At 68.8% G+C, this 23,630-nt stretch carries 22 protein-coding genes, 1 tRNA gene and 1 riboswitch; of the genes, 11 read left to right on the top strand and 12 right to left on the bottom strand.

Going from position 1 to position 23,630, the window contains the following annotated elements:
• Window positions 1-36: 36 nt before the first annotated feature.
• The 9 genes from EV670_RS16500 to EV670_RS16460 are packed head-to-tail and all read right to left on the bottom strand — an operon-like array spanning window position 37 to window position 9,136.
• Window positions 37-1,476, bottom strand: a complete 1,440-nt coding sequence (locus tag EV670_RS16500; protein ID WP_130434170.1) for a DNA recombination protein RmuC — start codon at window positions 1,474-1,476, stop codon at window positions 37-39.
• Window positions 1,473-2,987: an ABC transporter permease/substrate-binding protein gene (locus EV670_RS16495; RefSeq protein ID WP_130434169.1), complete on the bottom strand. Its 1,515-nt coding sequence runs from the start codon at window positions 2,985-2,987 to the stop codon at window positions 1,473-1,475. Before EV670_RS16495 ends, EV670_RS16500 begins: the two co-directional genes overlap by 4 nt.
• An 8-nt stretch (window positions 2,988-2,995) precedes the next feature.
• Window positions 2,996-3,970 carry a 2-hydroxyacid dehydrogenase gene (locus tag EV670_RS16490; protein WP_130434167.1) on the bottom strand — a complete coding sequence of 325 codons (975 nt, stop codon included), beginning with the start codon at window positions 3,968-3,970 and terminating at the stop codon, window positions 2,996-2,998.
• A 10-nt stretch (window positions 3,971-3,980) separates the two neighbouring features.
• Complete coding sequence (locus tag EV670_RS16485; RefSeq protein ID WP_130434165.1) at window positions 3,981-5,396, bottom strand: sodium:proton antiporter; 1,416 nt, start codon at window positions 5,394-5,396, stop codon at window positions 3,981-3,983.
• Window positions 5,386-6,060 (bottom strand): LutC/YkgG family protein, encoded by a 675-nt coding sequence (locus EV670_RS16480; protein ID WP_130434163.1) that lies wholly within the window; start codon window positions 6,058-6,060, stop codon window positions 5,386-5,388. The genes EV670_RS16485 and EV670_RS16480 overlap by 11 nt, the downstream gene beginning before the upstream one ends.
• Entirely contained in the window at window positions 6,057-6,998 is a 942-nt protein-coding gene (locus tag EV670_RS16475) for a delta(1)-pyrroline-2-carboxylate reductase family protein (protein ID WP_165393347.1), read from the bottom strand. Before EV670_RS16475 ends, EV670_RS16480 begins: the two co-directional genes overlap by 4 nt.
• Window positions 6,999-7,000: 2 nt before the next feature.
• Window positions 7,001-7,690 carry a nitroreductase gene (locus EV670_RS16470; RefSeq protein ID WP_130434159.1) on the bottom strand — a complete coding sequence of 230 codons (690 nt, stop codon included), beginning with the start codon at window positions 7,688-7,690 and terminating at the stop codon, window positions 7,001-7,003.
• A gap of 28 nt (window positions 7,691-7,718) precedes the next feature.
• Entirely contained in the window at window positions 7,719-8,168 is a 450-nt protein-coding gene (locus EV670_RS16465) for an acyl-CoA thioesterase (RefSeq protein ID WP_130434157.1), read from the bottom strand.
• Window positions 8,169-8,176: 8 nt separating this feature from the next.
• Window positions 8,177-9,136, bottom strand: a complete 960-nt coding sequence (locus EV670_RS16460) for a histone deacetylase family protein (RefSeq protein ID WP_130434459.1) — start codon at window positions 9,134-9,136, stop codon at window positions 8,177-8,179.
• A gap of 169 nt (window positions 9,137-9,305) precedes the next feature.
• Between EV670_RS16460 and phaP the strand changes: the two genes are divergently transcribed.
• Entirely contained in the window at window positions 9,306-9,857 is a 552-nt protein-coding gene (gene phaP / locus EV670_RS16455) for a TIGR01841 family phasin (RefSeq protein ID WP_130434155.1), read from the top strand.
• A 213-nt stretch (window positions 9,858-10,070) separates the two neighbouring features.
• Here the strand turns inward: phaP and EV670_RS16450 are convergent, their stop codons facing one another.
• A complete protein-coding gene (locus EV670_RS16450; protein WP_130434153.1) occupies window positions 10,071-11,027 on the bottom strand; it encodes a patatin-like phospholipase family protein in 957 nt (318 codons plus the stop codon).
• 137 nt (window positions 11,028-11,164) lie between these two features.
• Between EV670_RS16450 and EV670_RS16445 the strand changes: the two genes are divergently transcribed.
• The 10 genes from EV670_RS16445 (at window position 11,165) to EV670_RS16400 (ending at window position 21,269) form a co-directional block, all read left to right on the top strand.
• Complete coding sequence (locus EV670_RS16445; protein WP_130434152.1) at window positions 11,165-12,871, top strand: nitrite/sulfite reductase; 1,707 nt, start codon at window positions 11,165-11,167, stop codon at window positions 12,869-12,871.
• Entirely contained in the window at window positions 12,868-13,377 is a 510-nt protein-coding gene (locus tag EV670_RS16440) for a DUF934 domain-containing protein (protein WP_130434150.1), read from the top strand. The genes EV670_RS16445 and EV670_RS16440 overlap by 4 nt, the downstream gene beginning before the upstream one ends.
• Entirely contained in the window at window positions 13,374-14,132 is a 759-nt protein-coding gene (locus EV670_RS16435) for a phosphoadenylyl-sulfate reductase (RefSeq protein WP_130434148.1), read from the top strand. Before EV670_RS16440 ends, EV670_RS16435 begins: the two co-directional genes overlap by 4 nt.
• Window positions 14,129-15,097, top strand: coding sequence for a sulfate adenylyltransferase subunit CysD (cysD, locus tag EV670_RS16430; RefSeq protein ID WP_130434146.1), 969 nt, complete (start codon window positions 14,129-14,131; stop codon window positions 15,095-15,097). The genes EV670_RS16435 and cysD overlap by 4 nt, the downstream gene beginning before the upstream one ends.
• The gene (locus EV670_RS16425) at window positions 15,097-16,404 is read left to right on the top strand and encodes a sulfate adenylyltransferase subunit 1 (RefSeq protein WP_130434144.1); all 1,308 of its coding nucleotides are present in this window, start codon (window positions 15,097-15,099) and stop codon (window positions 16,402-16,404) included. The genes cysD and EV670_RS16425 overlap by 1 nt, the downstream gene beginning before the upstream one ends.
• The gene (cobA, locus tag EV670_RS16420; RefSeq protein ID WP_130434142.1) at window positions 16,401-17,183 is read left to right on the top strand and encodes a uroporphyrinogen-III C-methyltransferase; all 783 of its coding nucleotides are present in this window, start codon (window positions 16,401-16,403) and stop codon (window positions 17,181-17,183) included. The genes EV670_RS16425 and cobA overlap by 4 nt, the downstream gene beginning before the upstream one ends.
• Window positions 17,184-17,257: 74 nt before the next feature.
• On the top strand, window positions 17,258-17,581 hold the full coding sequence (gene fdxA / locus EV670_RS16415) for a ferredoxin FdxA (protein ID WP_130434140.1): 324 nt from the start codon (window positions 17,258-17,260) through the stop codon (window positions 17,579-17,581).
• 18 nt (window positions 17,582-17,599) lie between these two features.
• On the top strand, window positions 17,600-18,700 hold the full coding sequence (locus EV670_RS16410) for an NAD(P)/FAD-dependent oxidoreductase (protein ID WP_130434138.1): 1,101 nt from the start codon (window positions 17,600-17,602) through the stop codon (window positions 18,698-18,700).
• A 92-nt stretch (window positions 18,701-18,792) separates the two neighbouring features.
• Window positions 18,793-18,897: riboswitch (TPP riboswitch) on the top strand.
• A 79-nt stretch (window positions 18,898-18,976) separates the two neighbouring features.
• Window positions 18,977-21,157, top strand: coding sequence for a TonB-dependent siderophore receptor (locus EV670_RS16405; RefSeq protein WP_130434136.1), 2,181 nt, complete (start codon window positions 18,977-18,979; stop codon window positions 21,155-21,157).
• A 36-nt stretch (window positions 21,158-21,193) separates the two neighbouring features.
• Window positions 21,194-21,269: transfer RNA gene (locus EV670_RS16400), tRNA-Asn, on the top strand.
• 194 nt (window positions 21,270-21,463) lie between these two features.
• On the opposite strand, the gene EV670_RS16395 is transcribed toward EV670_RS16400, so the two are convergent.
• Both EV670_RS16395 and EV670_RS16390 read right to left on the bottom strand, forming a co-directional pair.
• Window positions 21,464-21,961: a hypothetical protein gene (locus EV670_RS16395; protein WP_130434134.1), complete on the bottom strand. Its 498-nt coding sequence runs from the start codon at window positions 21,959-21,961 to the stop codon at window positions 21,464-21,466.
• 19 nt (window positions 21,962-21,980) lie between these two features.
• Window positions 21,981-23,171 (bottom strand): AAA family ATPase, encoded by a 1,191-nt coding sequence (locus EV670_RS16390; RefSeq protein WP_130434132.1) that lies wholly within the window; start codon window positions 23,169-23,171, stop codon window positions 21,981-21,983.
• Window positions 23,172-23,630: the final 459 nt, after the last annotated feature.

Below are 23,630 nucleotides of genomic sequence, written 5' to 3'. Positions count from 1 at the left end.
GCCCGCGCGAAGACTCGGCAGTGGCGACGGGCGTGCTCAGGCCGATGCCTCGTCGTCGAGTTCGGTCAGTTCGGCGCCCGGCAGCAGCGCCTGCGCCTGCGCCTCGGGCATCGACTCGACGCCACGCAGCGCGCGGGTCATCGCGCGGGTGCGGGTATCGGCGGCGTCGAGGGTCTTGATCACCGACTGGGTCTGGTCGCGGATCTTGCCGAGCACGGTGCCGAATTTCCCGAACTCGGTCTTGACCGCGCCCAGCACCTGCCAGACCTCGGCGCTGCGCTTCTCGAGCGCCAGCGTGCGAAAGCCCATCTGCAACGTGTTGAGCATCGCCAGCAGCGTGGTCGGGCCGGCCAGCGTGACCTTGTGTTCGCGCTGCAGCAGCTCGACCAGGCCGGGCCGGCGCAGCAGTTCGGCGTAGAGGCCCTCGGTCGGCACGAACAGCAGCGCGAAGTCGGTGGTGAACGGCGGCGAGACGTACTTGGCGGCGATGGTCTTTGCCTCGTCGCGGATGCGCTGCTCGAGCGCCTTGCCGGCGGCTTCGGCCTCGGCGCGGTCGGCGCGGTCCTGGGCGTCGAGCAGGCGCTCGTAGTCCTCGCGCGGGAACTTGGCGTCGATCGGCAGCCACAGCACCTGGGCCGGATCGTCGCTGCGGCCCGGCATGCGCAGCGCGAACTCGACCCGTTCGTTGCTGCCCGGCACGGTGGCGATGTTGGTGGCGTACTGCTCGGGCGTGAAGACCTGCTCGAGCAGCAGCGCCAGCTGCACCTCGCCGAACACGCCGCGGCTCTTGACGTTGCTCAGCACCCGCTTGAGGTCGCCGACGCCGGTGGCCAGCGTCTGCATCTCGCCCAGGCCTCGGTGCACCTGCTCGAGCCGCTCGGCGACCTGCTTGAAGCTCTCGCCCAGGCGCGTCTCGAGCGTGGTCTGCAGCTTCTCGTCGACCGTCTGGCGCATCTGCTCCAGCTTGGTCTCGTTGTCGGTGGCGAGCTTGGTGAGGCGCTCCTCGACCGTGTTGCGGACCTCGCCGAGGCGCTTCTCGTTGGCCTCGGACATCGCGCGCAGCTGCTCGGTCAGGCCGGCGCCGAAGCGCTGCAGCGCGGCGTCCTGGGCCTCGCGGGCGCCCTGCTGCGACTGGGTCAAGGTCCCGGTACTGCTGCGCAGCGTGTCGGCGATCGCCTGCTGCATCGCGGCGAGCTGGGTGCGGAAGCTGTCGATCTGCTCGTTCTGGGTGCGCGCCACGTCGCCACTCTGCGCCAGCAGCGTCTGCTGGAACAGGCTGATCGAGGCGCTGAGTTCCTGGCGCGTGCCGCGGCCACTGTCAGCGAGGTCGGCGCGCAGGGTGCGCTCGACGCGGTCGAGGCCGGCACCGAGTTCACGCGTTGCGGCGTCGTCGCGGCGTCGCAGCGCGAGCCAGAGCAGTAGAAGGAGGTTGAGCGCGGCGAGTGCCGCGAGCAGTGGAAGCAGCCAGTCTGTCATCGTGCGGGGATTGTCTCAGCCCGTTGGCCGGCCACCGCGCCGAGGCGACGCCGCAGCAGTCCGAAGCCGCCCTGCACCAGCACGGCCAGCGCCGCCGCCGGCACCGCGCCGGAGAGCAGCACCGCGGTGTCGTTCAGCGCGAGCCCGGAGACGATGCGCTCGCCGTAGCCACCGGCACCGACGAAGGCCGCCATCGTCGCGGTGCCGACGTTGATGACCGCCGCGGTCTGAACGCCGGCAAGCAGCACCGGCAGCGCCAGCGGCAGTTCCACATGGCGCAGGCGCTGCGCCGGCCTCAGGCCCAGCGCCGTGGCGGCGTCGCGGAGGCCACGGCCGACGCCGGCCAGACCGGCGTGCGTGTTGGCGACGATCGGCAGCAGCGCGTAGAGGAACAAGGCCGCCAGCGCCGGCCAGAAGCCGATGGTGCCGATCAGCGCGATCAGGAAGGCCAGCAGCGCGAGCGAGGGGATGGTCTGGATCAGGCCGACCGCCCCCAGCAGTGGCTGCGCCAGCACCGGCCGTTGCCAGGCCAGCACGCCCAGCGGCACGCCGACCGCCACCGCCAGCGCGAGCGAGCCGAACACCAGCAGCAGGTGCTGGCGGGTGAGTCGCCAGAAGTCCTCGCCGAACAGGCGGGCCATGAAGCCCGGCCGCGTGGCGGCGGCGCCTGCACTGCCGTCCAGCCCGGCGACGAACTCGCGCGCGACCTCGGCGTAGGTGCGCCCGTCGAGTTCGACCGCGGCGTTGAGCGCGATCATCCTGGCCTCGTCGAGGCGGCCTGCGAGTTGGCGCAGCGGAGCCTCGTCCAGACCGGCGCGCATCAGCAGCACCGCGTCGTAGCGCGGGAAGAAGCCGCGATCGTCGCGCAGCACGCGGATGCCGGCGCGCGCGATCTTGGCGTCGGTGGTGTAGATGTCGATCAGATCGACCTGGCCCTGCTCGAGCGCCGCGTAGGCCAGGCCATGGTCGAGGCCGAGCGGCTTGTCGAAGGGCAGCCCGTAGGCCCGCTTCAACGCCGGCCAGCCGTCGGCGCGGCCGAGGAACTCGTGCGACAGCCCCAGGCGCAGGCCGCCGGCCTTGGCCGCACCGAGCTCGGAGAGCGTGTCCAGCCCGAGCCGCTGCGCGTCGGCCTCGCGCAGCGCCAGCGCGTAGCTGTTGTTGAAGCCGAGCGGCACCGCCGCCTTGAGCCCGCGCGGCGCGAGCCAGCGGTTGAGTTCGTCGAGCGTGGGCGTGGGCTTGCCCTCGCGCTTGAGCAGCTCGCGCACGATGGTGCCGGTGTACTCGGGGTAGACGTCGATGGCGCCGCTGGCCAACGCCTGTTCCAGCACCGCGGTGTTGCCCAGGCCGGGCCGGTGTTCGGCCGCGATGCCCTGCTGCGCCAGCGTCTCGGCGACGATCTGGCCGAGCACGTAGGACTCGGTGAAGCGCTTGGAGCCCACCTGGACCGGCGCGGCCTGCGCGGCAGTCCAGGCCAGCGCACCCAGCAGCAACAGTGCCAGCGTGCGCTTCATCGTGCCTTTCAGCCCGGTACCGGCGTCGGCGGGCGGCCGGCGTTGGGACCGCAGCCAAGCGAGGCGATCAGGTTGTCGACCGCCAGGCTTGCCATCGCGCGACGGGTCGCGATCGAGGCGCTGGCGATATGCGGTGTCAGCACCACGTTGGGCACCGCCAGCAGGCCCGGATGGACCTTGGGCTCGCCCTCGAAGACATCGAGCCCGGCGGCGGCGATGCGGCCTTGCTTCAGGGCTTCGGCCAGCGCAGCATCGTCGACCACGCCGCCGCGCGCGATGTTGGTCAGCGTCGCCGTCGGCTTCATCTGCGCCAGTTCGGCGGCGCCGATCGTGTGGTGCGAGGCCGCGCTGTAGGGCACCACGAGCACCAGGTGGTCGGCCTCGCGCAGCAGCGTGGGCTTGTCGACATAGCGGGCGCCCAGCGCCTGCTCGATGGCCGGTTCGAGCCGCGAGCGGTTGTGATAGATCACCGGCATGCCAAAGCCGAGCGCGCCACGACGCGCGATGGCCTGGCCGATGCGGCCCATGCCGAGGATGCCGAGCGTGGCGCCGTGGACGTCGGGGCCGGTGAACTGGTCGAAGCTCCACTTGGTCCACTCGCCGCGGCGCAGCGAGTGCTCCGACTCGGCGATTCGCCGGGCCGCCGCCATCATCAGCGCGAAGCCGAAGTCGGCGGTGGTCTCGGTCAGCACGTCGGGCGTGTTCGTGACGACGATGCCGCGTGCGTGGCAGGCCGCCACGTCGATGTTGTTGTAGCCGACCGCCATGTTGCAGACCGCGCGCAGCTGCGGGCAGGCGGCCAGCACTTCGGCGTCGATGCGCTCGCTGCCGGTGGCGAAGATGCCGGCCTTGCCCTGCAGGCGGGCGATCAACTCGGCCTTGGACAGCACGCGGTCCTCGGGGTTGTCGTCGACCTCGAAGTGCGCGCGCAGGCGGTCGACGATGTCGGAAAAGGCGGCGCGGGCGACGAGCACGGCTTGCATGGCGAGTCTCCTAACGGAACCAGATCAGCGTCATCAGGCCGAACAGCGGCAGCAGCACCACCGTGCTCCAGGCCATGTAGCCAAAGAAGCTGGGCATGCGCACGCCGCGCTCGTCGGCGATCGACTTGACCATCAGGTTGGGCGCATTGCCGATGTAGCTGTTGGCGCCCATGAACACGCTGCCGGCGGAGATCGCGACCAGCACCGGAGCCAGCGTCGTCATCAGCACCTGGGCATCGCCACCGGCGAGGTTGAAGAACACCAGGTAGGTCGGCGCGTTGTCCAAGAAGCTCGACAGCAGGCCCGAGGCCCAGAAGTAGGCGGCCGGAATCGGCTCGCCGCCAGGACCCGTGACCAGCGCAACGACCGGCGCGAAGGCACCCTCGCTTCCGGCCTTGAGCATCGCAAGCACCGGCGCGATCGTCAGGAAGATGCCGGCGAAGAGCTTGGCGACTTCCGCCATCGGTGCCCAACTGAACTGGTTGGCGCGATGCGCCGCCGCCGGCGTGAGCCACAGCGACAGGGCGATGACGACCAGCAGCGCGCCGTCGCGCACCAGTTGCGGCAGGCCGACCTCGGTGCCGAACACGTCGAACGCCACCCCCGGTCGCCAGGTGCCGCTGAACAGAACCAGACCGACGACCACCAGCAGCAGCGCGAAGTTGGCGCGGCCCTCGATCGTGAATCCGGGGGTATCGGGAGTCGGGTCCACGCGCAGCACACCCTCCTTGCGATAGCAATGGCGGTCGACGAGCCAGAAGATGACCAGTAGCGAGCCCACCAGGAACAGGGTCTGCGGCCACAGGTGGCTCAGCGTCCAGAAGAAGTCAACGCCCTTGAGGAAGCCCAGGAACAGCGGCGGATCGCCGAGCGGCGTCAGCGAACCTCCGGCGTTGCTGACGATGAAGATGAAGAAGATCACCACGTGCGCGTTGTGGCGCCGGTTGTCGTTGGCGCGAATCAGCGGCCGGATCAGCAGCATCGAGGCTCCGGTGGTGCCCATGAAGCTGGCCAGCACCGCGCCGATCGCCATCAGCCCGCAGTTGAAAGCTGGGCTGCCGTGGAAGTTGCCGCGGATGTGGATGCCACCCGCCACCGTGAAAAGCGCTGTCAGCAGGATCACGAACGGCAGGTACTCGGCGAGCGCCGCATGTACCAGGGCAGCCCCGGCGAGCGATGGCCCGAATACCGCCGCGGCCGGCAGCAGGAAGGCCAGCGCCCATGCGGCCGTGATCTTTCCGTAGTGGTGGTGCCAGAGACGCGTGGCCAGCAGCGGCATCAGCGCGATGGACAGCAACAACCCGGCAAAGGGCAGGCCCCACCAGGCGCCCAATCCGCGACCATCGAGTTCGGCCGCATGACCGCTCAGGGGCGCGACTGCCAGCGTCAGTGCGAGTGCGAGCCGCAAGACGCGCTCAGCCCGCATCGACGATCAGCACATGGACCCGGTAAGGGCCATGCGCGCCAAGCACGATGGTCTGCTCGATGTCGCCGGTGCGCGAGGGGCCGCTGACGGTGTTGAAGCCGCGCGGGATCTGGCCCAGTTCCCGCCGCATCAGATCGAAGGCGTCTTCCTGGTGGGCGACGACGCGTTGCGCGCCGACCAGCACCACGTGGGTTTCGGGCAGCAGGTGGCTCGAGGCCGGCGTCGCGCGGCCGGAGGCAAAGACGAGCGAGCCGGTCTCGGCGATCGCGCAGAAGCAGCCGGTCACGCCGAGCAGGTCTTCGTCGCGCGGCGGGCGCGCCTCGAGCGCGATGCCGGCGCCGGCCCAGTCGAGTGGCAGCAGTTCGTCGTAGCAGACACCGCGGCGCGACAGGCCGCTGGCATCGAGGTAGCGCGCCAGCGCCGCCGGCGCCTCGGCCGCCGAGCCGATGCGCTCGACGGTGCTGCTGAGCTCCTTGGCGCGGCGGGTGAAGTGCGCGACGCGATCGGCGTCGACTGCCGGCAGCGGCCCGCGCGGATGGCTTCGCAGCCACTCCTGCGCGGCGAGTTCCTCGGCCGGCTTGAACTGCGCCGGGCGCCGCTGGCGGCTGCGGATGCGCTCGAGGATGCGGAGGCGGGCTTCGGCGGTGTCGGGCGGCGAACTCATGCGCGGCATTCTAGGGAGGCCATCGCGACATGTGCCGCCGCAAGGTCCCAGGCCGCCTGGCCGACCGTCTTGACCACCACACCGTGCGGCGAGCGCGCCACCCCGCCATCGAGCCAGTCGGCCAGTTCGCTGACACGCTGCCAGTCGACGCCGGCCTGCAGCAGGTCGCCGGCCTCGTGGCGCGCGCCGTCGAGGTCGTCGACCACGATCGTGCGCATGGCCAGCAGCCCCGGAGAGATTTCGGCCATCTGCGGCTTGAAGGCGCCGGCGCCGATGACGAGGGTCGCGGCCGGCAACTGCTCGGGCAGCACCGGGGCGGTGGCGGTGGTCAGGCAGATCACGGCCTCGCAGCCGGCCAGCGCGCCGGAAACGCTGGCGTGAACCACGCACTCGGCCGGTTGGCCCTCGTCGCGCAAGGTTTGTGCAAGCCGCTGCGCCGACCCCGGCTGGCGCGCCACGAGATGCAGGCGGCCGGCCCAGCCGAGTTCGGCCAGCATCCGCGCATGCTCCAGCGCCTGCGGACCGGCACCGATCAGCGTTACCTGGTTGCCGACACCCGGCGTGCCGAACAGCCGCAGGGCGAGCAGGCTGACGGCCGCGGTGCGGCGCGCGGTGACGGTCGGGCCGTCGAGCAGCGCCAGTGGCACGCCATTGGCGGCATCGCTGACCAGCACCTGGCCGTGAATCGTCGGCAGTCCGCGCGCCGGGTTGTCGGGGTGCACGCTGACCAGCTTGCAGATCGCCAGCCGCGCATCGGCGGCCGGCATCGCCAGATAGCTGCCCTGCCCGCCCGCCAACGGCAGCACCAGGCGTGGCGGCGCCTGCAGCGTGCCGGCGCGGCGCGCGCGCATCGCCGCCGCCACCGCATCGACCAGCGCCGCCGCCGGCAGCAGCTCGCGGGTGGCGGTGGCGTCGTGCAGCGCGAAGGCGGCCGCCACGCTCAGGCGTCGTGGAATTGCACGAAGCCAGCCACCGGCTCGCGCTCGGTGACGAGCCGGTTGGCCAGCGCATCGGGGTCGGCATGGCCGAGCGCCATGCCGCAGACCACCATCTCGTTGGCGGGCAGCCCGAGCTCGCGCTCGATCACGCGGTGGAAGGGCGTGAATGCCGCCTGGGGACAGGTGTCGAGCCCGTGACCGCGAGCGGCGACCATGATGTTCTGCAGGAACATGCCGTAGTCGAGCCAGCTGCCCTGCTCGAGGATGCGGTCGATCGTGAAGATCAGCCCGACTGGCGCGTCGAAGAACACGTAGTTGCGGCCGTGTTGCTCGTGCATGCGCTCCTTGTCGGCCTTGCCGATGCCGAGCAGGCCGTAGAGGTCCCAGCCGATCTTGCGGCGCCGGTCGATGTAGGGCGATTTCCACTCGCGCGGGTAGTAGGCGTATTCCTCGCGGTGGGTCTCGGCCTCGGCCGGGTCGTCGTAGGCGGCCATGATGGCCTCGCTCAGCCGCGCCAGCGCGGCACCGGTCAGCACATGGACCTTCCACGGCTGGGTGTTGGTGCCGGAGGGCGCGCGCGCGGCGACCTCGAGCAGTTTCTCGACCTGCTCGCGCGGCACCGGTGTCGGCAGGAAGGCGCGGATCGAGCGGCGCGAGGTGATCGCGGCATCGACGATGTCGGCGTTGCTCATGGTGGCGTTCCCCTGGTTGGCAAGTGCTTTACAGCAGCTCGGACAGTACCGCGTGCAGCGGCGCCGGCAGCGGCGCCGGCCGGCGCGAGGCGCGGTCGACATAGACGTGGATGAAATGGCCGTGGGCGGCGCTCAGCGGCGCGCCCTGCGCGAACAGCCCGATCTCGTAGCGCACGCTCGAGTTGCCCAGCCGCGCCACCCGCAGTCCGGCCTCGACGGTCTGCGGAAAGGCCAGCGGCGCGAAGTAGCGGCACTGGGTCTCGACAACGAGGCCGATCACCGGGCTGCGCTCGATGTCGAGCGCCCCGCGCTCGACCAGGTGCGCGTTGACCACGGTGTCGAACCAGGCGTAGTAGACGACGTTGTTGATGTGGCCGTAGGCATCGTTGTCGGCCCAGCGGGTCGGGATCGTGCGGAAGACGCGGAAGTCGCCGCGCGGGCGCGGTTGCGGACGGTCGGTGGCGGTGTCGCTGCTCATGGCGCCGATTATGCGAAGGCGCCGGCACCGGCCTTGTCGCCACCGCGCCAGTCGCGCCAGCAGCGGCGGGCTTCGCGCCAGGTCTGCAATTGCACCGCCACCGTGTCCTCGATCCGGTGCCCGTAGCCGCCGCCCATGGCCAGCGCGACCGGAATGCCGCGCTCGCGACAGGCGCTGAAGACCCGCCGATCGCGCTCGGCGAGACCGGCCGCCGTCAGGCGCAGTCGGCCGAGCCGGTCGCCCTCGTGTGGGTCGGCGCCGGCGAGATAGAAGACCAGGCCCGGCAACGCCGCCTCGTGCACCGCCCAGAGCCGGTGGAGCGCGCCGTCCAGCGCCGCGAGATAGGCCTCGTCGCCCGTGCCGTCGGGCAGGTCGACATCGAGGTCGCTCGCCTCCTTGCGGAACGGAAAGTTCCTGGCGCCGTGCAGCGAGAGCGTGAACACCGTCGGATCGTCGCGCAGGATCGCGGCGGTGCCGTTGCCCTGATGCACGTCGAGATCGATCACCGCCACGCGCAGCAACCGGCGCTGGCGCCGGTGCCACTCGGCCTGCATCAGCCGGGCAGCGACCGCGATGTCATTGAAGACGCAGTAGCCGGAACCCTTGTCAGCGTAGGCATGGTGGGTGCCGCCGGCCAGGTTGCCGGCCACGCCCTCGGCCAGCGCGGCGCGGGCGGCGGCGATGGTGGCGCCGACCGAGCGGCGCGCGCGCTCGGCCATCGCCGGCGACCAGGGGAAGCCGATTTCGCGTTGCTGCGCTGCGGAAAGCCGACCCTCGATCACGTCGCCGACGTAGGACGGTCCATGGGCCAGCGCGAGCTCGCCCTCGCTCGCCAGCGGCGCCTGCGTCAAGCGCACGTCATGCAGTTCGGCCAGGATCGCATCGCGCAGCAGACGGTACTTGGCCATGGGGAAACGATGGCCGGCCGGCAAGGGCAGGACGAACTGATCGCTGTAGAAGCCCTGCATGCCGGCCTTGTCTAGAGTCGCCACTCGAATCGTTTGCTGCGGCGCAACAAACGCTTGATCCCGCGCGGATCATCCGTATACTTCGTCACATGCTGCAGTGCAACAACACGGTGGCACAGACGACGAACCCGCTTCATCCCTTGCCCCAACTTTCCTCAGGAGACGCACCATGCTGACCGCCGACCAGATCATCGCCGCCCAGAAAACCAACCTCGAATCCTTCTTCGGCCTGACCAACAAGGCTTTCGAAGGCGTGGAAAAGCTCGTCGAGCTCAACCTCCAAGTCGCCAAGGCCAGCCTGACCGAAGCCACCGAGCATGCCAAGGCCACGCTGTCGGTCAAGGATGCCCAGGAACTGCTGGCCCTGCAGGCCAGCCTGCTGCAGCCGAGCGCCGAAAAGGCCGCCGCCTACAGCCGCCACGTGTACGAGATCGCCTCCGCCACCGGCGCCGAGGTGAGCCAGGTCGCCGAAGCGCAGTTCGCCGAGTCGCAGAAGAAGTTCGCGGCCTTCGTCGACACCGCCGTCAAGAACGCGCCGGCCGGCACCGAGAACGCCGCCGCCCTCGTCAAGTCGGCTGTGGCTGCCGCCAACAACGCGCTCGAGAGCGTGCACAAGGCCGCCAAGCAGGCTGCCGACGTGGCCGAAGCCAACTTCCAGGCGATCAACACCAGCGCGGTGAAGGCGACCCAGGCCGCCACCAAGGCCTCGCGCCGCGGCTGATCGCCGCACGGGTACCGAGCCGGCGCCGGCCCTTCTAGGGTCGGCCCCCTTGAACTTCTGCAGGCGGTAGCCATCTACCGTGTGTGCCGGGCGACCGGCATACCTCCTGCAAAGGTTGTCTCCTCGGTACCTCGCGCGCCGCAAGGTCCAGGTACCTTCGGCCCGAGCCTCACGGCTCGGGCCTATTTTTTTGTCCGCTCGGGTCTTGCACGCCTAGCGGACCCCGGCCGCGATGCGCGCCTTGAGGTCCGGCAGCATCGTCAGCGCCGCCTCGCGTCCGGCCATCACGGCCAACCGGCGGGCGCCGAAGTCCGCGCCCGAGACGCCCTGCAACTTGGGCCGCATCACGATGTCGGCCTCGCGCAGTTCGTACTGGTTCAGGCTCTTGCCCATGATCGAAAAGGTCTGCAGCAGCATCTTCAAAGCGTCGCCAGTGGGCTGGCCGTCGGGCACCTGCGAGATGTCGACCGCGATCACCAATTCGGCCCCCATCTGACGGGCAAAGCGCACCGGCACCGGCGCCACCAGGCCGCCGTCGACGTACTCGCGGCTGCCGATCTTCACCGGCTGGAAGACCGCCGGCACCGCGCTCGAGGCGCGCACCGCCACGCCCGGATCGCCGCGCCTGAACAGGATCGGCTCGCCGCTGGCGAGATCGGTGGCGACGATGCCGAGCGGGCGCACCATGTTCTCGATCGAGCGACCCTCGGTGTGCTCGCGCACGTAGCGCGCCAGGGCCTCGCCGCGCAGCAGGCCGCGGCCGGGGTAGGTCCAGTCGGTGATCGAGCTTTCCTCCATCGAGGCCGCGAGCGAGCCAAGCTCGACCCCGCTCTTGCCCGAGGCCCACATTGCCGCCACCAGGCTGCCGGCCGAGGTGCCGGCGACCAGGTCGACCTTGATGCCCTGCTCCTCGAGCACCTGGATCACGCCGATATGGGCAAAGCCGCGTGCGGCGCCGCCGCCGAGCGCGAGGCCCACGCGCGGCGGTCGTGGCGGTGCGACCGGTGGAGGCGGCACCGGCGACGGGATGGATGGCGAGGGCTGGATGGCCACGGGAGCCGGGGCCGGCGTGCTCGCACAGCCGGCACCCAGGCCCGCCATTGCCACGCCGCCCGCTCCGGCCATGGCGCGCAGGAGCCAGGCCCGGCGCGTCGGGGAGAGTCGGTTCATTGCCGGCAATTCTAGGGTTCGAAGCGCGCCGAGCGTCTAGGCATATACGTCTTGAGCATTAGCTGCGGATAAACAAATCGTTCCCAAACATATAAGGGTTCCCTAGCATTCGTCGCTCCTGAGCCCTTCCCGGCCCGATGTACGCCTATACCGATTTCGACCGCGCCTTCGTTCATGAACGCGCCCGCCAGTTCCGCGACCAGCTCGAACGCCACCTCAGCGGCGAGCTCAGCGGCGACGACTTCCGCCCGCTGCGGCTGCAGAACGGCTGGTACGTCCAGCGCCACGCGCCGATGCTGCGGGTCGCGGTGCCCTATGGCGAGCTGAGCAGCCGCCAGCTGCGCCAGCTCGGGCGCATTGCGCGCGAGTTCGACCGTGGCTACGGCCACTTCACGACGCGCCAGAACCTGCAATACAACTGGATCCCGCTTGAGAAGAGCGCCGACGTGATGGACCTGCTGGCGGCCGTGGACATGCACGGCATCCAGACCAGCGGCAACTGCATCCGCAACATCACCAGCGATGGCCTGGCCGGCATCGCGGCCGACGAGATCGTCGACCCGCGGCCCTACTGCGAGATCCTGCGCCAGTGGAGCACGCTGCACCCGGAGTTCGCCTTCCTGCCGCGCAAGTTCAAGATCGCCGTCAGCGGCGCCGCCGAGGACCGCGCGGCCACCGAGTGGCACGACATCGGCCTGCACCTGCTCAAGAACGAGGCCGGCGAGGTCGGCTTCAAGGTCTTCGTCGGCGGCGGCATGGGCCGCACGCCGGTGATCGGCGCGCTGATCAACGCCTTCGTGCCGTGGCAGCAGATCCTCGTCTACATCGAGGCGATCGTGCGGGTCTACAACCGCTACGGCCGGCGCGACAACATGTACAAGGCCCGCATCAAGATCCTGGTCAAGGCCGAGGGCCAGAAGTTCTTCGACGCGGTCAACGCCGAGTTCAAGGCGATCCTGGCGCACGACACCGACGGTGATGCGCACCTGATTCCGCAGGCCGAGCTCGACCGCGTCGCGGCCTCGTTCCGCGATCCGGCCGGCGTGGCGCCGCGCGAGTCACGCGAGCCGGCGGCCGAAACGCCGGCCGCGATGAAGCGCTGGCTGGAGCGCAACGTGCACCCGCACCGCGTGCCGGGCTACCGCGCAGTGACGCTCTCGCTCAAGCGAGTCGGTCAGGCGCCGGGCGACGTGACCGACGCCCAGATGGACGCCGCCGCCGAGATCGCCGACCGCTTCAGCCAGGGCGAACTGCGCGTCACGCACGACCAGAACCTGTTGCTGCCCTGGGTGCGCGAGGACGAGTTGTTCGCCGTCTGGCAGGCCGCGCGCGAGGGCAGCTTCGCCACGCCCAACATCGGCCTGCTGACCGACATGATCGCCTGCCCCGGCGGCGACTTCTGCGCGCTGGCCAATGCGCGCTCGATCCCGATCGCGGCCGACATCACCGAGCGCTTCGAGGACCTCGACGAGCTCGACGACATCGGCGACATCGACCTCCATATCAGCGGCTGCATCAACAGCTGCGGCCACCACCACAGCGGCCACATCGGCATCCTCGGCGTCGACAAGGACGGCAAGGAGTGGTACCAGGTCTCGCTCGGCGGCTCGGACGGTTCCACGCTCTCGGGCGCCTCGGTGCCGGGCAAGGTGATCGGGCCCAGCTTCGCGGCCGAGGAAGTGGCCGACGTGATCGAGGCGGTGATCGAGACCTATCGCGGCCAGCGCACGGCGGCCAGCGAACGCTTCATCGACACCGTGCGACGTATCGGCATCGAGCCGTTCAAGGGCGCGGCCAACGCGGTGCGCAAGACGACCGCGCGTACGGAAGAGGCCGCGGCATGAGCGCGCTCAGCTTCATCGACCCCAAGCGCGACGCCTGGCACACGACCGAGGGCGAGGACGGCCCGCTCGTCACGCTGACCCCGGCTGATCACCAGTTGCTGACGCTGGCGCAGTGGCACGCGATCCGCCAGCAATGGCCGGCCGGACTGCGGCTGGGCGTCTCGGTGCCGAACGACGCCGACATCGAGTCGCTGGCCGAAGACCTGCCGCGCATCGCGCTGGTGGTGCTGAATTTCCCGAAGTGGACCGACGGCCGCGCCTACAGCCAAGCGCACCTGCTGCGCTCGCGCTATCGCTTCGCGGGCATCGTCCGTGCCGCCGGCGACGTGGTGGTCGACATGGTGCCGCTGCTGGCCCGCACCGGTTTTTCCGAGGCGCTGCTGCGTGGTGACCAGCGACCGGCGACGGCCGAGCGGCTGCTCAAGGACTTCGAAGCCACGGGCCACTACCAGGGTGACGTCGAGGCGACCAGGCCGCTGTTTGCGCGGACGGGAGCGCACGCGTGAGTGCCATCGCCCTGTACGCACGCGCCAGTGCCGGCTTCGATGCAAAGCTCGAGCACACGCTCGGGTTGCTGCGTGCCGCCGCCGCCGAGCACCCGGGCACCATCGTCCAGGCCACCAGCCTCGGCGTCGAGGACATGGTGCTGACGCACCTGATCGCCGAGCAGCGCCTGCCGATCGCGATCGCCACGCTCGAGACCGGCAAGCTGCACGCGCAGACGCTGGCGCTGATCCCGACCATCGAGCAGCGCTACGGCCTCGCGGTCGAACTGTTCCGCCCGCAGGCCGAGTCGGTGATCCATTTCGTCCGCGACCATGGCGAGCGCGCGATGTTCGAGAGCATCGCGCTGCGCAAGGCCTGCTGCGGCCTGCGCAAGATGGAGCCGCTGGGCCGCATGCTGGCCGCCCGCACCGCCTGGGTCACCGGCCTGCGCCGCGAGCAGAGCGACGCCCGCGGAGAGGTGCCTGAGCGTGATCGCGACGATGCCGGCCGCTTGAAGCTCAACCCGCTGGCCGACTGGAGCTGGGGCGATGTCTGGCACTTCGTCGCCACGCGCGAGGTGCCCTACAACCCGCTGCACGACGAGTTCATGCCCAGCATTGGCTGCGAGCCCTGCACCCGCGCGATCGCCGTCGGCGAACCGTTCCGTGCGGGACGCTGGTGGTGGGAGGACGAAATAGCCAAGGAGTGCGGTTTGCACGTCAAACACGAAGAAGACGAGACGGCCGCCGTCTCGATGATCGGATCCGCTCGATGAACGCCCCCGTCAACCTCGACCGCCTGCTGCCCGAACTCGACCACCGCCACCTCGACGCGCTGGAAGAGGAAGCGATCTTCATCCTGCGCGAGGTCGCCGCCAGCTTCGAGCGCCCGGCGCTGCTGTTCTCCGGCGGCAAGGACTCCTGCGTCGTGCTGCGCCTGGCCGAGAAGGCCTTCAAGCAGCGCCAGCCGGGTGGCGACCGCAACCGTTTCGAAGGCAAGCTGCCGTTCCCGCTGCTGCATGTGGACACCGGCCACAACTTCCCCGAAGTGATCGACTTCCGCGACCAGCGCGTGGCCGAGATGGGCGAGCGACTCGTGGTCGGCCATCTCGAGGATTCGATGAAGCGCGGCACCGTGCGGCTGGCGCACCCGCTGGAGTCGCGCAACGGCCACCAGACCGTGACGCTGCTGGAAGCCATCGACGAGCACCGTTTCGACTGCCTGATCGGCGGCGCCCGTCGCGACGAGGAGAAGGCGCGCGCCAAGGAGCGCATCTTCAGCCACCGCGACAGCTTCGGCCAGTGGCAGCCCAAGGAGCAGCGGCCCGAGCTGTGGACGCTGTTCAACACCCGCATCCGCCCGGGCGAGCATTTCCGCGCCTTCCCGATCAGCAACTGGACCGAGCTCGACGTCTGGCTCTACATCGCGCGCGAGACGATCCCGCTGCCGGGCCTGTACTTCGCCCACGAGCGCGAGGTGATCCGGCGCAAGGGCCTGCTGGTGCCGCTGACCGATGTCACGCCGCCCGAGGCTGGCGAGACGGTCGAGACCGCGACGGTGCGTTTCCGGACCGTCGGCGACATGACCTGCACCTGCCCGGTGGAGAGCGACGCCGCGAGCGCCGCCGACATCGTTGCCGAGACGCTGACCGTGACCGTGAGCGAGCGCGGCGCCACCCGCATGGACGACCGCACCAGCGAGGCCTCGATGGAGCGCCGCAAGAAGGAAGGCTATTTCTGATGAGCGCCGTGTTGCAAGAACTCGAGGCGCCGATCGACGCCCTCACACACAAGGCGCTGCGCTTCCTCACCGCCGGCTCGGTCGACGATGGCAAGAGCACGCTGATCGGGCGCCTGCTCTATGACTCGCGCGCGATCCTGGCCGACCAGCTCGATGCGCTCGAGAAGCGCGCCGCCGGCGAGGCGATCGACCTCTCGCTGCTGACCGACGGGCTGGAAGCCGAGCGCGAACAGGGCATCACGATCGACGTCGCCTACCGCTACTTCGCGACCCGCAGCCGCAAGTTCATCATCGCCGACGCCCCCGGCCACGAGCAGTACACGCGCAACATGGTGACCGCTGCCGCCGGCAGCGATGCCGCGGTGGTGCTGGTCGACATCACCAAGATCGACTGGCGCGCGGCCGAGGTGCAACTGCTGCCGCAGACCCGTCGCCACGCGCTGCTGGCGAAGCTGCTGCGGGTGCCGAGCATCGTGTTCGCGGTCAACAAGCTCGATGCGATCGATGCCGATGCGCAGCCCGCCTTCGCGGCCGTGAAGGCCGCGCTCGAAGGCTTTGCCACCCAGGCCGGCATCGAGGTCGCCGCCGTCGTGCCGGTCTCGGCCCTGCGCGGCGACAACGTGATCGTGCACTCGGCGCGCTGGACCTGGTACGCCGGTCCGACGCTGCTCGAACTGCTGCACCAGTTGCCCGCCACCGACGAACGACACGACGGCGCGCTGCTGCTGCCGGTGCAGTACGTGGCCAAGGTCGGCGATGGCGCCAACCCGACCCGCATCCTCTGGGGCCGCATCGCCCACGGCAGCGTCCATGTCGGCGACCAGGTCCAGGCCTTCCCGAGCGGCGAGACCGCGACCGTGGCCGCGCTGCACCGCGCCGGCGAACCAGCGCGCAGCGTCGAGGCCGGGCAATCGGCCGGCCTGGTGCTCGACCGCGAACTCGACATCTCGCGCGGCGACTGGTTCGCGACGCCCGGCAGCGTGCGGCCGACCCAGAGCTTCAGCGCGACGCTGGCTTGGCTCGACACCGAGCCGGCCCAGCTTGGCCGCAAGTACTGGCTGCGCCATGGCCAGCGCTGGGTGCAGGCGCGCATCAGCGCGATCGAGCATCGGCTCGACATCCACAGCCTGCAGCCGACCGACGCCCACGAACTTGACGTCAACGAGATCGGCCGCGTCACGGTGCAGTTGCAGGCGCCGCTGCCGTTGGAGCCCTACGCCGACAACCGCATGGCCGGCGCGCTGATCGTGGTCGATCCGGCGACGCACCGCACCAGCGGAGCATTGCTGGTGGAGCGAGCATCTTGAGATCACCCGTCGTCTTCATCGGTGCCGGCCCGGGTGCGGCCGACCTGATCACGCTGCGCGGTGCCCAGCGCCTGGCCGTGGCCGAGGTGGTGCTGCACGACGCGCTGATCGATGAGGCCGCGTTCCACCAGTTCGCGCCGCGCGCGGAGTGGATCGACGTCGGCAAGCGCGGCTTCTGTGACTCCACCGGCCAAGCCCGCATCAACGCGCTGCTGGTCAAGCTGGGCAGTAGCGGCCGCCGTGTCGTGCGCCTCAAGGGCGGTGATCCGAGCGTCTTCGGCCGACTCGAGGAGGAACTGCAAGCGCTGGCCGCCGCCGGCCTCGAGGCCGAGGTCGTGCCCGGCGTGACCGCGGCGCTGGCCGGCGCCGCGCAGATGCAGCGCCCGCTGACGCGGCGCGGTCGCGGCCGCAGCGTGAGCCTCACCACCGCGATGTCGCGCGAGGGCGAGTTGCGCGCCGCGCGCAGTGCCGACACCGAGGTCTTCTACATGGCCGGACGCCAGCTCGGCGCGCTCGGCCGTCGCCTGCGCGAGGCCGGCTGGGCGCCCGAGACGGCGGTCGCCGTGGTCTCGCGTGCCGGCTGTGTCGACGCGTTGGGCAGCAGTCACCGCGTCGACACGCTGGCCGAGGCCGCGGTGCTGCACGCCGGTCGCCCGACCGTGGTGACGGTGGGCGTTGGCGCCGAGGCCCTGCCCTCGCCCGCCGTGGCTCCAGTCGCCGCGCGAGCCGCGCCCGACCCCACGCCGCGTGCGGCCGTTGCCCGGCTCGACCGGCGCTGAGCCTCTAAAATCGCCGATTCCGGTGCCGCTTGCGGCGCCCACCCATTCCAACTCAAGCCGCCGCGCACCGCGCCATGACCCACGTCGTCACCGAAGCCTGCATCCGCTGCAAGTACACCGACTGCGTCGATGTCTGCCCCGTCGATTGCTTCCGCGAAGGGCCGAACTTCCTCACCATCGACCCGGACGAGTGCATCGACTGCGCGGTCTGCATTCCCGAGTGCCCGGTCAACGCGATCGTGCCCGAGGAAGACGTGCCCGGCGACCAGCAGCACATGATCAAGCTCAACGCCGAACTGGCGCGCGGCTGGCCCAGCATCACCAAGCGCAAGCCCGCGCTGCCCGATGCCGACGAATGGAAAGACAAGACCGGCAAGCTCCCCGAACTCAAGCGCTGAGCCTGCCCTGCCCGCATGATGGATCCCAAACTCAACGAAGAAATCGTCCGCACCGCCGGTGCGCATGAAGGCCCGATCGAGACCGATGCGGTCATCGTCGGCGCCGGCCCGGTCGGCCTGTTCCAGGTCTTCGAGCTCGGCCTGCTCGAGGTCAAGGCGCACGTGATCGACTCGCTGGCCTACCCCGGCGGCCAGTGCATCGAGCTCTATCCGGACAAGCCGATCTACGACATCCCGGCGGTGCCGATGTGCACCGGCAAGGAGCTGACCGACAGCCTGCTCAAGCAGATCGAACCCTTTGGCGCCACCTTCCATCTCGGCCAGGAAGTGAGCCAGGTGCAGAAGCAGGACGACGGCCGCTTCTTCGTCCAGACCAGCAAGGGCACCCGCTTCCTGACCAAGACGATCTTCATCGCCGGCGGTGTGGGCTCGTTCCAGCCGCGCCTGCTCAAGATCGAGGGGCTCGACAAGTTCGACGGCACGCAACTGCACTACCGCGTGCGCAATCCGAGCACTTTCGCCGGCAAGAACCTGGTGATCGTCGGTGGCGGCGACTCGGCGCTCGACTGGGCGCTGAACTTCGCGCAGGACGGCCCCAACAAGGCCGAAAGCGTGATCCTGATCCATCGTCGCGACGGCTTCCGCGCCGCACCGGCCAGCGTGGCCAAGATGAAGGAACTCTGCGAGGCCTACGAGATGCAGTTCATCGTCGGCCAGGTCACCGGCATCGACGAGACCGACGGCAAGCTCAGCGCGATCAAGGTCACCGGCGGCGACGGCGTCACGCGCGTGGTTCCGCTGGACATGCTGCTGGTCTTCTTCGGCCTCAGCCCCAAGCTCGGCCCGATCGCCGAGTGGGGCCTGAGCATCGACCGCAAGCAGCTCACGGTCGACACCGAGAAGTTCGAGACCAACGTGCCGGGCATCTTCGCGGTCGGCGACATCAACACCTACCCGGGCAAGAAGAAGCTGATCCTGAGCGGCTTCCACGAGGCGGCGCTCGCGGCCTTCGGTGCCGCGCCGATCATCTTCCCCGAGAAGCGCATCCACCTGCAGTACACGACCACCAGCCCGAAGTTGCACAAGGTGCTCGGCGTGGAGACGCCGGTCTTCGACTGAGCACGACAACTGCGATTCGCAAGACGGCCCGCCATGCGCGGGCCGTTGCCATTGCGTCGGTCATAATTCGATCGCGGCATGCACCCGGCATGCCGCCTCGCTAGGGGTGTTGACGCTTCCACTGAAGCGCCGACTGAGAAAGTCCCTTTGAACCTGATTGAGGTAATCCTCGCGCAGGGAAGCGTCATGGCACGAAGCCGCCACCCGCCATCCTCATCGGACGCGAAGGCCGTCTCGTTCGCTGCAGCGCCCACCTGCCATCGAACGGATCCGACGATGGCATCTACTTCCTTTCACTTTCCTCTCGCTCCGATCGTCGTGGCGTGCACGCTGCTGCTCGCCGCCACTGCCGCATGCGCGCAGCAGCAACAGCAACCGGCGTCGCCGACCACGACCCTGTCCGGCGTCGTCGTCTCGGCCCGCAGCACGGCGGCGCCGGTCGATGTGGCCGGCTTCGGCGACATCCCGCTCGAGCGCCTGCCGCTGTCGGCGGTCGGCGTGCCCGAATCGGCGCTCAAGGACCGTGGCGGCCAGGGGCTGCGCGAGCTCACTCGCTTCGACGCCAGCGTCGGCGACGCCTACAACAGCATCGGCTACTGGGACGCGCTCACCGTGCGCGGCTTCGCGCTCGACCTGCGCAACAACGTCCGCCGCGACGGGCTGCCGATCACCGGCGAGACCTTCCTGCCGCTGGACAACAAGTCGCGCGTCGAACTGCTCAAGGGCACCAGCGGCCTGCAAGCCGGTATCTCGGCGCCTGGCGGCTTGATGAACCTTGCGGTCAAGCGGCCCGACGAGGACCGGCTCTCGGCCTCGGTCGAAGCGCGCGGCTCGGCCAGCGTGCTCGGGGCGATCGATTGGTCGACCCGCTTCGGCGACGAGCGCGTCTTCGGCCTGCGCGTGAACGCGGCCGCCGAGCGGCTCGATCCGCCGCTGCGCGCGGCGCGCGGCGAGCGGAGCCTGCTCGCGCTGGCAGGCGATTGGCGTGTCTCGAAGGACACGCTGATCGAGGCCGAGCTCGAGACCGGCCGCCGCAGCCAGCCGAGCCAGCCGGGCTTCAGCCTGCTCGGCGACACGGTGCCATCGGCAGACGATAGCGACCCGCGCATCAACCTCAACAACCAGGCCTGGGCGCTGCCGGTGGTGTTCCGCGCCGACTACGCCAGCCTGCGTTGGCAGCAGCGCTTGAACGCGGACTGGCGTGCACAGCTGCATGCCGGCGTGCAGCGCGCACGCACCGACGATCGCATCGCCTTTCCCTTCGGCTGCTACGACGCCGGCACAGACATCTACTACGCCGATCGCTACTGCCCCGACGGCCGCTTCGATCTCTACGACTACCGCAGCGAGAACGAGCAGCGCGATACGGCGGCCGTCGACGCCTCGGTCAGCGGCCGACTGAACACCGGCGGCGTGTCGCACCAGCTGCGCTTCGGCGCGCAGGGCTCGAAGCTGCGCACGCGCTTCCAGCAGCAGGCCTACAACTTCGTCGGCCAGGGAACCATCGACGGCGGTACGGTGCTGCCGGCGGATCCCGCGCTGAACTACGACAACACCAACCGCGACGAGCGCCGCACCGAGCTCTATGCCAACGATGCGATCGAGTTCGGCCATGGCCTCGGTCTGTGGCTCGGCCTGCGCCACACGCGACTGCGGCACCAGAGCATCCGGACCTCGGGCGACGAGGCGACCGACATCGAGCAGAGCTTCACCACACCGTGGATTGCTGCCAGCTGGGCGCCGGTCCCCGGCCAATTGCTCTACGCGAGTTGGGGCGAAGGCGTGGAGAGCGACGTGGCGCCCAATCGGGCGCGCTACACGAACCCCGGCCAGCCACTCGCGGCGCTCAAGAGCCGCCAGGCCGAACTGGGCTTCAAGGCCAGCACCGCCGATCTGAACTGGGGCATCGCCGCCTTCGACATCCGCCGGCCGACGAGCGCCGACATCGGCGCCTGCGATCTGGACGCGACGTGCACCCGCCAGAACGACGGCGATGCCGTGCATCGCGGCATCGAGGCCAACGCCCAGGCACGCCTCCAAGCCTGGACCCTGGGCGCCAGCGCGATGCTATTGCGCGCGCGACGCGAAGGCAGCATCGACCCTGCACTCAACGGCAGCCGCCCGGCCAACGTGCCGGAGCGCAGTGCGCGGGCGTACCTGGGTTACGACGCGGCGGCCATTCCGGGTCTGCGTGTCTACGCCGCACTGACGGCCGAGGGCGATCGCGCCGTCATGCCCGGCGCGGATGCACCCACGGTGCCCGGCTGGGCGCGGATCGATCTGGGTGGGCGCTACGAGCACAGCCTCGTCGGCGGCCAGCGCCTGGTCTGGCGCGCTGGCATCGACAACGCCTTCGACCGTCGCGCCTGGCAGGAAGCGCCCTACCAGTTCGGCCACATCTACCTCTACCCGATGGCGCCGCGCACCTTCTGGCTGTCGGTGCAGGCCGACTTGTAAAGCGATCCAAAAGCCTGCTAGAATTTCAGGCTCTGTTCCTCGATAGCTCAGTCGGTAGAGCGCCGGACTGTTAATCCGTAGGTCCCTGGTTCGAGCCCAGGTCGAGGAGCCACAGAAATCAAGGCCTGCAAGGCAATTTGTCTTGCAGGCCTTTCCTTCGTCTGGCGCTATGTAGGCACCTGTGAAGGTGCAGAGACGACGCGCGTACTGGCACTGCGTTTGCCGCCGATGCTGTTGGGGGCTGACCTCAACATGGCCGCTTCTCGCGTCAGGAACCTGGTCCCTAGCTGAGTTCGATGGCGCGGTTCACGGCACATTGAGGGAAGCCAGCAACTCACGGAGTGGCCCCACGCGGTGGCGAGCAGCATCCAGCACGGCTCGCGGGAAGTGGCGCCCATAGACACCGGCGTCGTGAGCAGGTGCACCGAAGCGCCGCTCAAATTCCTCCTTGTGCCCGGTGCTGCTGCGTACGCCGCCAACTTCGTGAATCTGAAGCAGCCAAGCTTCCAGGCACGGCGTCGACTCGACTACGAGAATGTCGGCAAGTCGAGCTCGCTTTCGCTGCCTATCGTCCCAGTCAGTGTCTGTGTCCAGCACCGCAATGCAGCGATCAAAGTCGTTGGCCTTCTTAACCTGGATGGCGTAGTCGAGCACGCCGCGCCCCCCCTTGCCGAAGGCCTGCTTCACCTTCAACGTCGTTCCGCAGGCGCGCGGCAGATAGAGGCTCTTGGTGTGGCAAACGAACTCGTATTCGCCCTTTCCCTCACCGATGGCGACGGCAGCGCAGATGGAGAGCAACCTCATGACCAGTAGCGCTAGCGGATCAGAACTGAGGCACTGCGCCGAGGGCGCCAGCGTTGTACTTTGCGAACAAGTTGTGCGAACTATTCAAACCAGCGATCGAGTCGCCTCTGTAGGCGGCGCTCTCGCAGTCAACCTTTTCCACGAACATGACTTGTGCCCGGTGCAACAGCCTGAGCACCTCGGGTGACTGGCAGGTGAATACGAGCTGCGCGTTCCTCGGGTTGGTCGTCGGTTCATGAAACAGACGCAGGATGGGCTCGATCATGTGTGGATGCAGATGGCTCTCAAGTTCGTCAATGAAAGCCACGCCGCCTGTTCTTAGCACTGGCAACAGGCGCCACAACAGCACGAACGCTGCTTTGGTGCCACTCGACTCCAAGCCGAAGGGCAACTCGAAGCGTTGACCGCGGGCGCTGTGCACACCCATGGGATACCAGCGTCTAGCCGTCTCGGCTTCAGGCGACATGGGCTCGACCTTGTGTAGGCGAACATCGCTGAGTCCGAGGTCCCAGCCGCGCAGCAGTAGCCGCATCTGGTCGTACAGCTCGGCGCTCTCGCTGAAGTAGGCCGCTGCGTCCCACAAGTTCGCGTCCGTTTGGACCGCCAAGCCACCAGTGGTCACGTTGGTGCTGACGTAGAAGTCCGACACTTCAATTGCGGTGGCCACGCCGTACTGCTTCGCCCAAGAGATGAACGAAACGTTCTGGCGAACCTTCGCCGCCTCGGTGTCCGCAAGGCCAAAGCCGTACTGCTTCACATCGTAGGCTTGGGTGTTCTCGTTCCAATCACGCGTGAAGGAAGGCGTCCAGCGAGCGCCGCTCGCGCGGCCCTTCCGGCGCAATGACTCGTGAATGACTCGGGTCGGCCGCACGGTCAGGCTGTACCGCCAAGAGGCTTCTTCGTCATCGCCCTCAATCTCAAACATGGACGGTTCGTTCCCCATCGTGGGATGCGGCATACACGGCACCTTCGCGTCTGGGGTGAGCGTGAACGAGTCGCGAATGAACCAGGCGATGAACGGACCGATCTTTGCAAGCGTTGTCTTGCCTGCACCGTTGGCGCCAAGCACCGCGATGACGGTCGTTACACGCTGGCCAGAGGGCGAAACTCGGTTCCAACCTGGAGCAACGTCGCGCTGCGTCAGCAGGAACGAGACCTCAACCTTCTCAGCGAAGCAGTGGAAGTTCTGGGCAGAGTACTTAAGCAGCATTGCGAGACCCGAAAAAAACAGCGAAATCTTAAGACCCCAAGAATTCAGAAGCCATTAACGCATGTTTCGCTGATATTTTTTGGCCAAATGTCATGAGGCAAGCGATTTGGTGGGTTTTTACCCCTACGTTCCGGGTCGCGTTGAGTGCAGCCATCTAAGCAGGGCTGCCACGGGCCAAGCTGCAGTCCTAAGGGTCAGGAGCGTTGGCCAGTCAAGGGCGCCGATCAATCCGTCTAGCGACTAGCACGTACGAGACTGATCGCACCTCTGTCACGATCCAAGCGCAAGTCCATCGGCGCCGTCTCGCATCAAGGCGTCGAGGCCGTACATCACGTGTGGCCCGGCAGGTCACACTAGCTGCTGCACCCTTGACTCGGTTCAGCTAGCGTTGATGAGAGTCTTCAGCGGCAAGTGCGGGCAACAAGTGCTGCCCGCTCATTCCATCCCGTCGAAGTAGGC

The sequence above is a fragment of the Rivibacter subsaxonicus genome (genome assembly GCF_004217215.1).
In the GTDB taxonomy this organism is placed as follows: domain Bacteria; phylum Pseudomonadota; class Gammaproteobacteria; order Burkholderiales; family Burkholderiaceae_C; genus Rivibacter; species Rivibacter subsaxonicus.
This window is presented reverse-complemented; position numbering and strand designations above follow the sequence as displayed.

Excerpts from the sequence above, each read along its gene's own strand:
- EV670_RS16460 (WP_130434459.1), bottom strand. The coding sequence starts at position 9,136 with ATGCAGGGCTTCTACAGCGATCAGTTCGTCCTGCCCTTGCCGGCCGGC.
- EV670_RS16480 (WP_130434163.1), bottom strand. The coding sequence starts at position 6,060 with ATGAGTTCGCCGCCCGACACCGCCGAAGCCCGCCTCCGCATCCTCGAG.
- EV670_RS16390 (WP_130434132.1), bottom strand. The coding sequence starts at position 23,171 with ATGCTGCTTAAGTACTCTGCCCAGAACTTCCACTGCTTCGCTGAGAAG.
- EV670_RS16500 (WP_130434170.1), bottom strand. The coding sequence starts at position 1,476 with ATGACAGACTGGCTGCTTCCACTGCTCGCGGCACTCGCCGCGCTCAAC.
- EV670_RS16425 (WP_130434144.1), top strand. The coding sequence starts at position 15,097 with ATGAGCGCCGTGTTGCAAGAACTCGAGGCGCCGATCGACGCCCTCACA.
- EV670_RS16445 (WP_130434152.1), top strand. The coding sequence starts at position 11,165 with ATGTACGCCTATACCGATTTCGACCGCGCCTTCGTTCATGAACGCGCC.
- EV670_RS16440 (WP_130434150.1), top strand. The coding sequence starts at position 12,868 with ATGAGCGCGCTCAGCTTCATCGACCCCAAGCGCGACGCCTGGCACACG.
- EV670_RS16410 (WP_130434138.1), top strand. The coding sequence starts at position 17,600 with ATGGATCCCAAACTCAACGAAGAAATCGTCCGCACCGCCGGTGCGCAT.
- EV670_RS16495 (WP_130434169.1), bottom strand. The coding sequence starts at position 2,987 with ATGAAGCGCACGCTGGCACTGTTGCTGCTGGGTGCGCTGGCCTGGACT.
- cysD (WP_130434146.1), top strand. The coding sequence starts at position 14,129 with ATGAACGCCCCCGTCAACCTCGACCGCCTGCTGCCCGAACTCGACCAC.
- EV670_RS16465 (WP_130434157.1), bottom strand. The coding sequence starts at position 8,168 with ATGAGCAGCGACACCGCCACCGACCGTCCGCAACCGCGCCCGCGCGGC.
- EV670_RS16395 (WP_130434134.1), bottom strand. The coding sequence starts at position 21,961 with ATGAGGTTGCTCTCCATCTGCGCTGCCGTCGCCATCGGTGAGGGAAAG.
- EV670_RS16485 (WP_130434165.1), bottom strand. The coding sequence starts at position 5,396 with ATGCGGGCTGAGCGCGTCTTGCGGCTCGCACTCGCACTGACGCTGGCA.
- fdxA (WP_130434140.1), top strand. The coding sequence starts at position 17,258 with ATGACCCACGTCGTCACCGAAGCCTGCATCCGCTGCAAGTACACCGAC.
- EV670_RS16490 (WP_130434167.1), bottom strand. The coding sequence starts at position 3,970 with ATGCAAGCCGTGCTCGTCGCCCGCGCCGCCTTTTCCGACATCGTCGAC.
- EV670_RS16405 (WP_130434136.1), top strand. The coding sequence starts at position 18,977 with ATGGCATCTACTTCCTTTCACTTTCCTCTCGCTCCGATCGTCGTGGCG.
- EV670_RS16470 (WP_130434159.1), bottom strand. The coding sequence starts at position 7,690 with ATGAGCAACGCCGACATCGTCGATGCCGCGATCACCTCGCGCCGCTCG.
- EV670_RS16450 (WP_130434153.1), bottom strand. The coding sequence starts at position 11,027 with ATGAACCGACTCTCCCCGACGCGCCGGGCCTGGCTCCTGCGCGCCATG.
- phaP (WP_130434155.1), top strand. The coding sequence starts at position 9,306 with ATGCTGACCGCCGACCAGATCATCGCCGCCCAGAAAACCAACCTCGAA.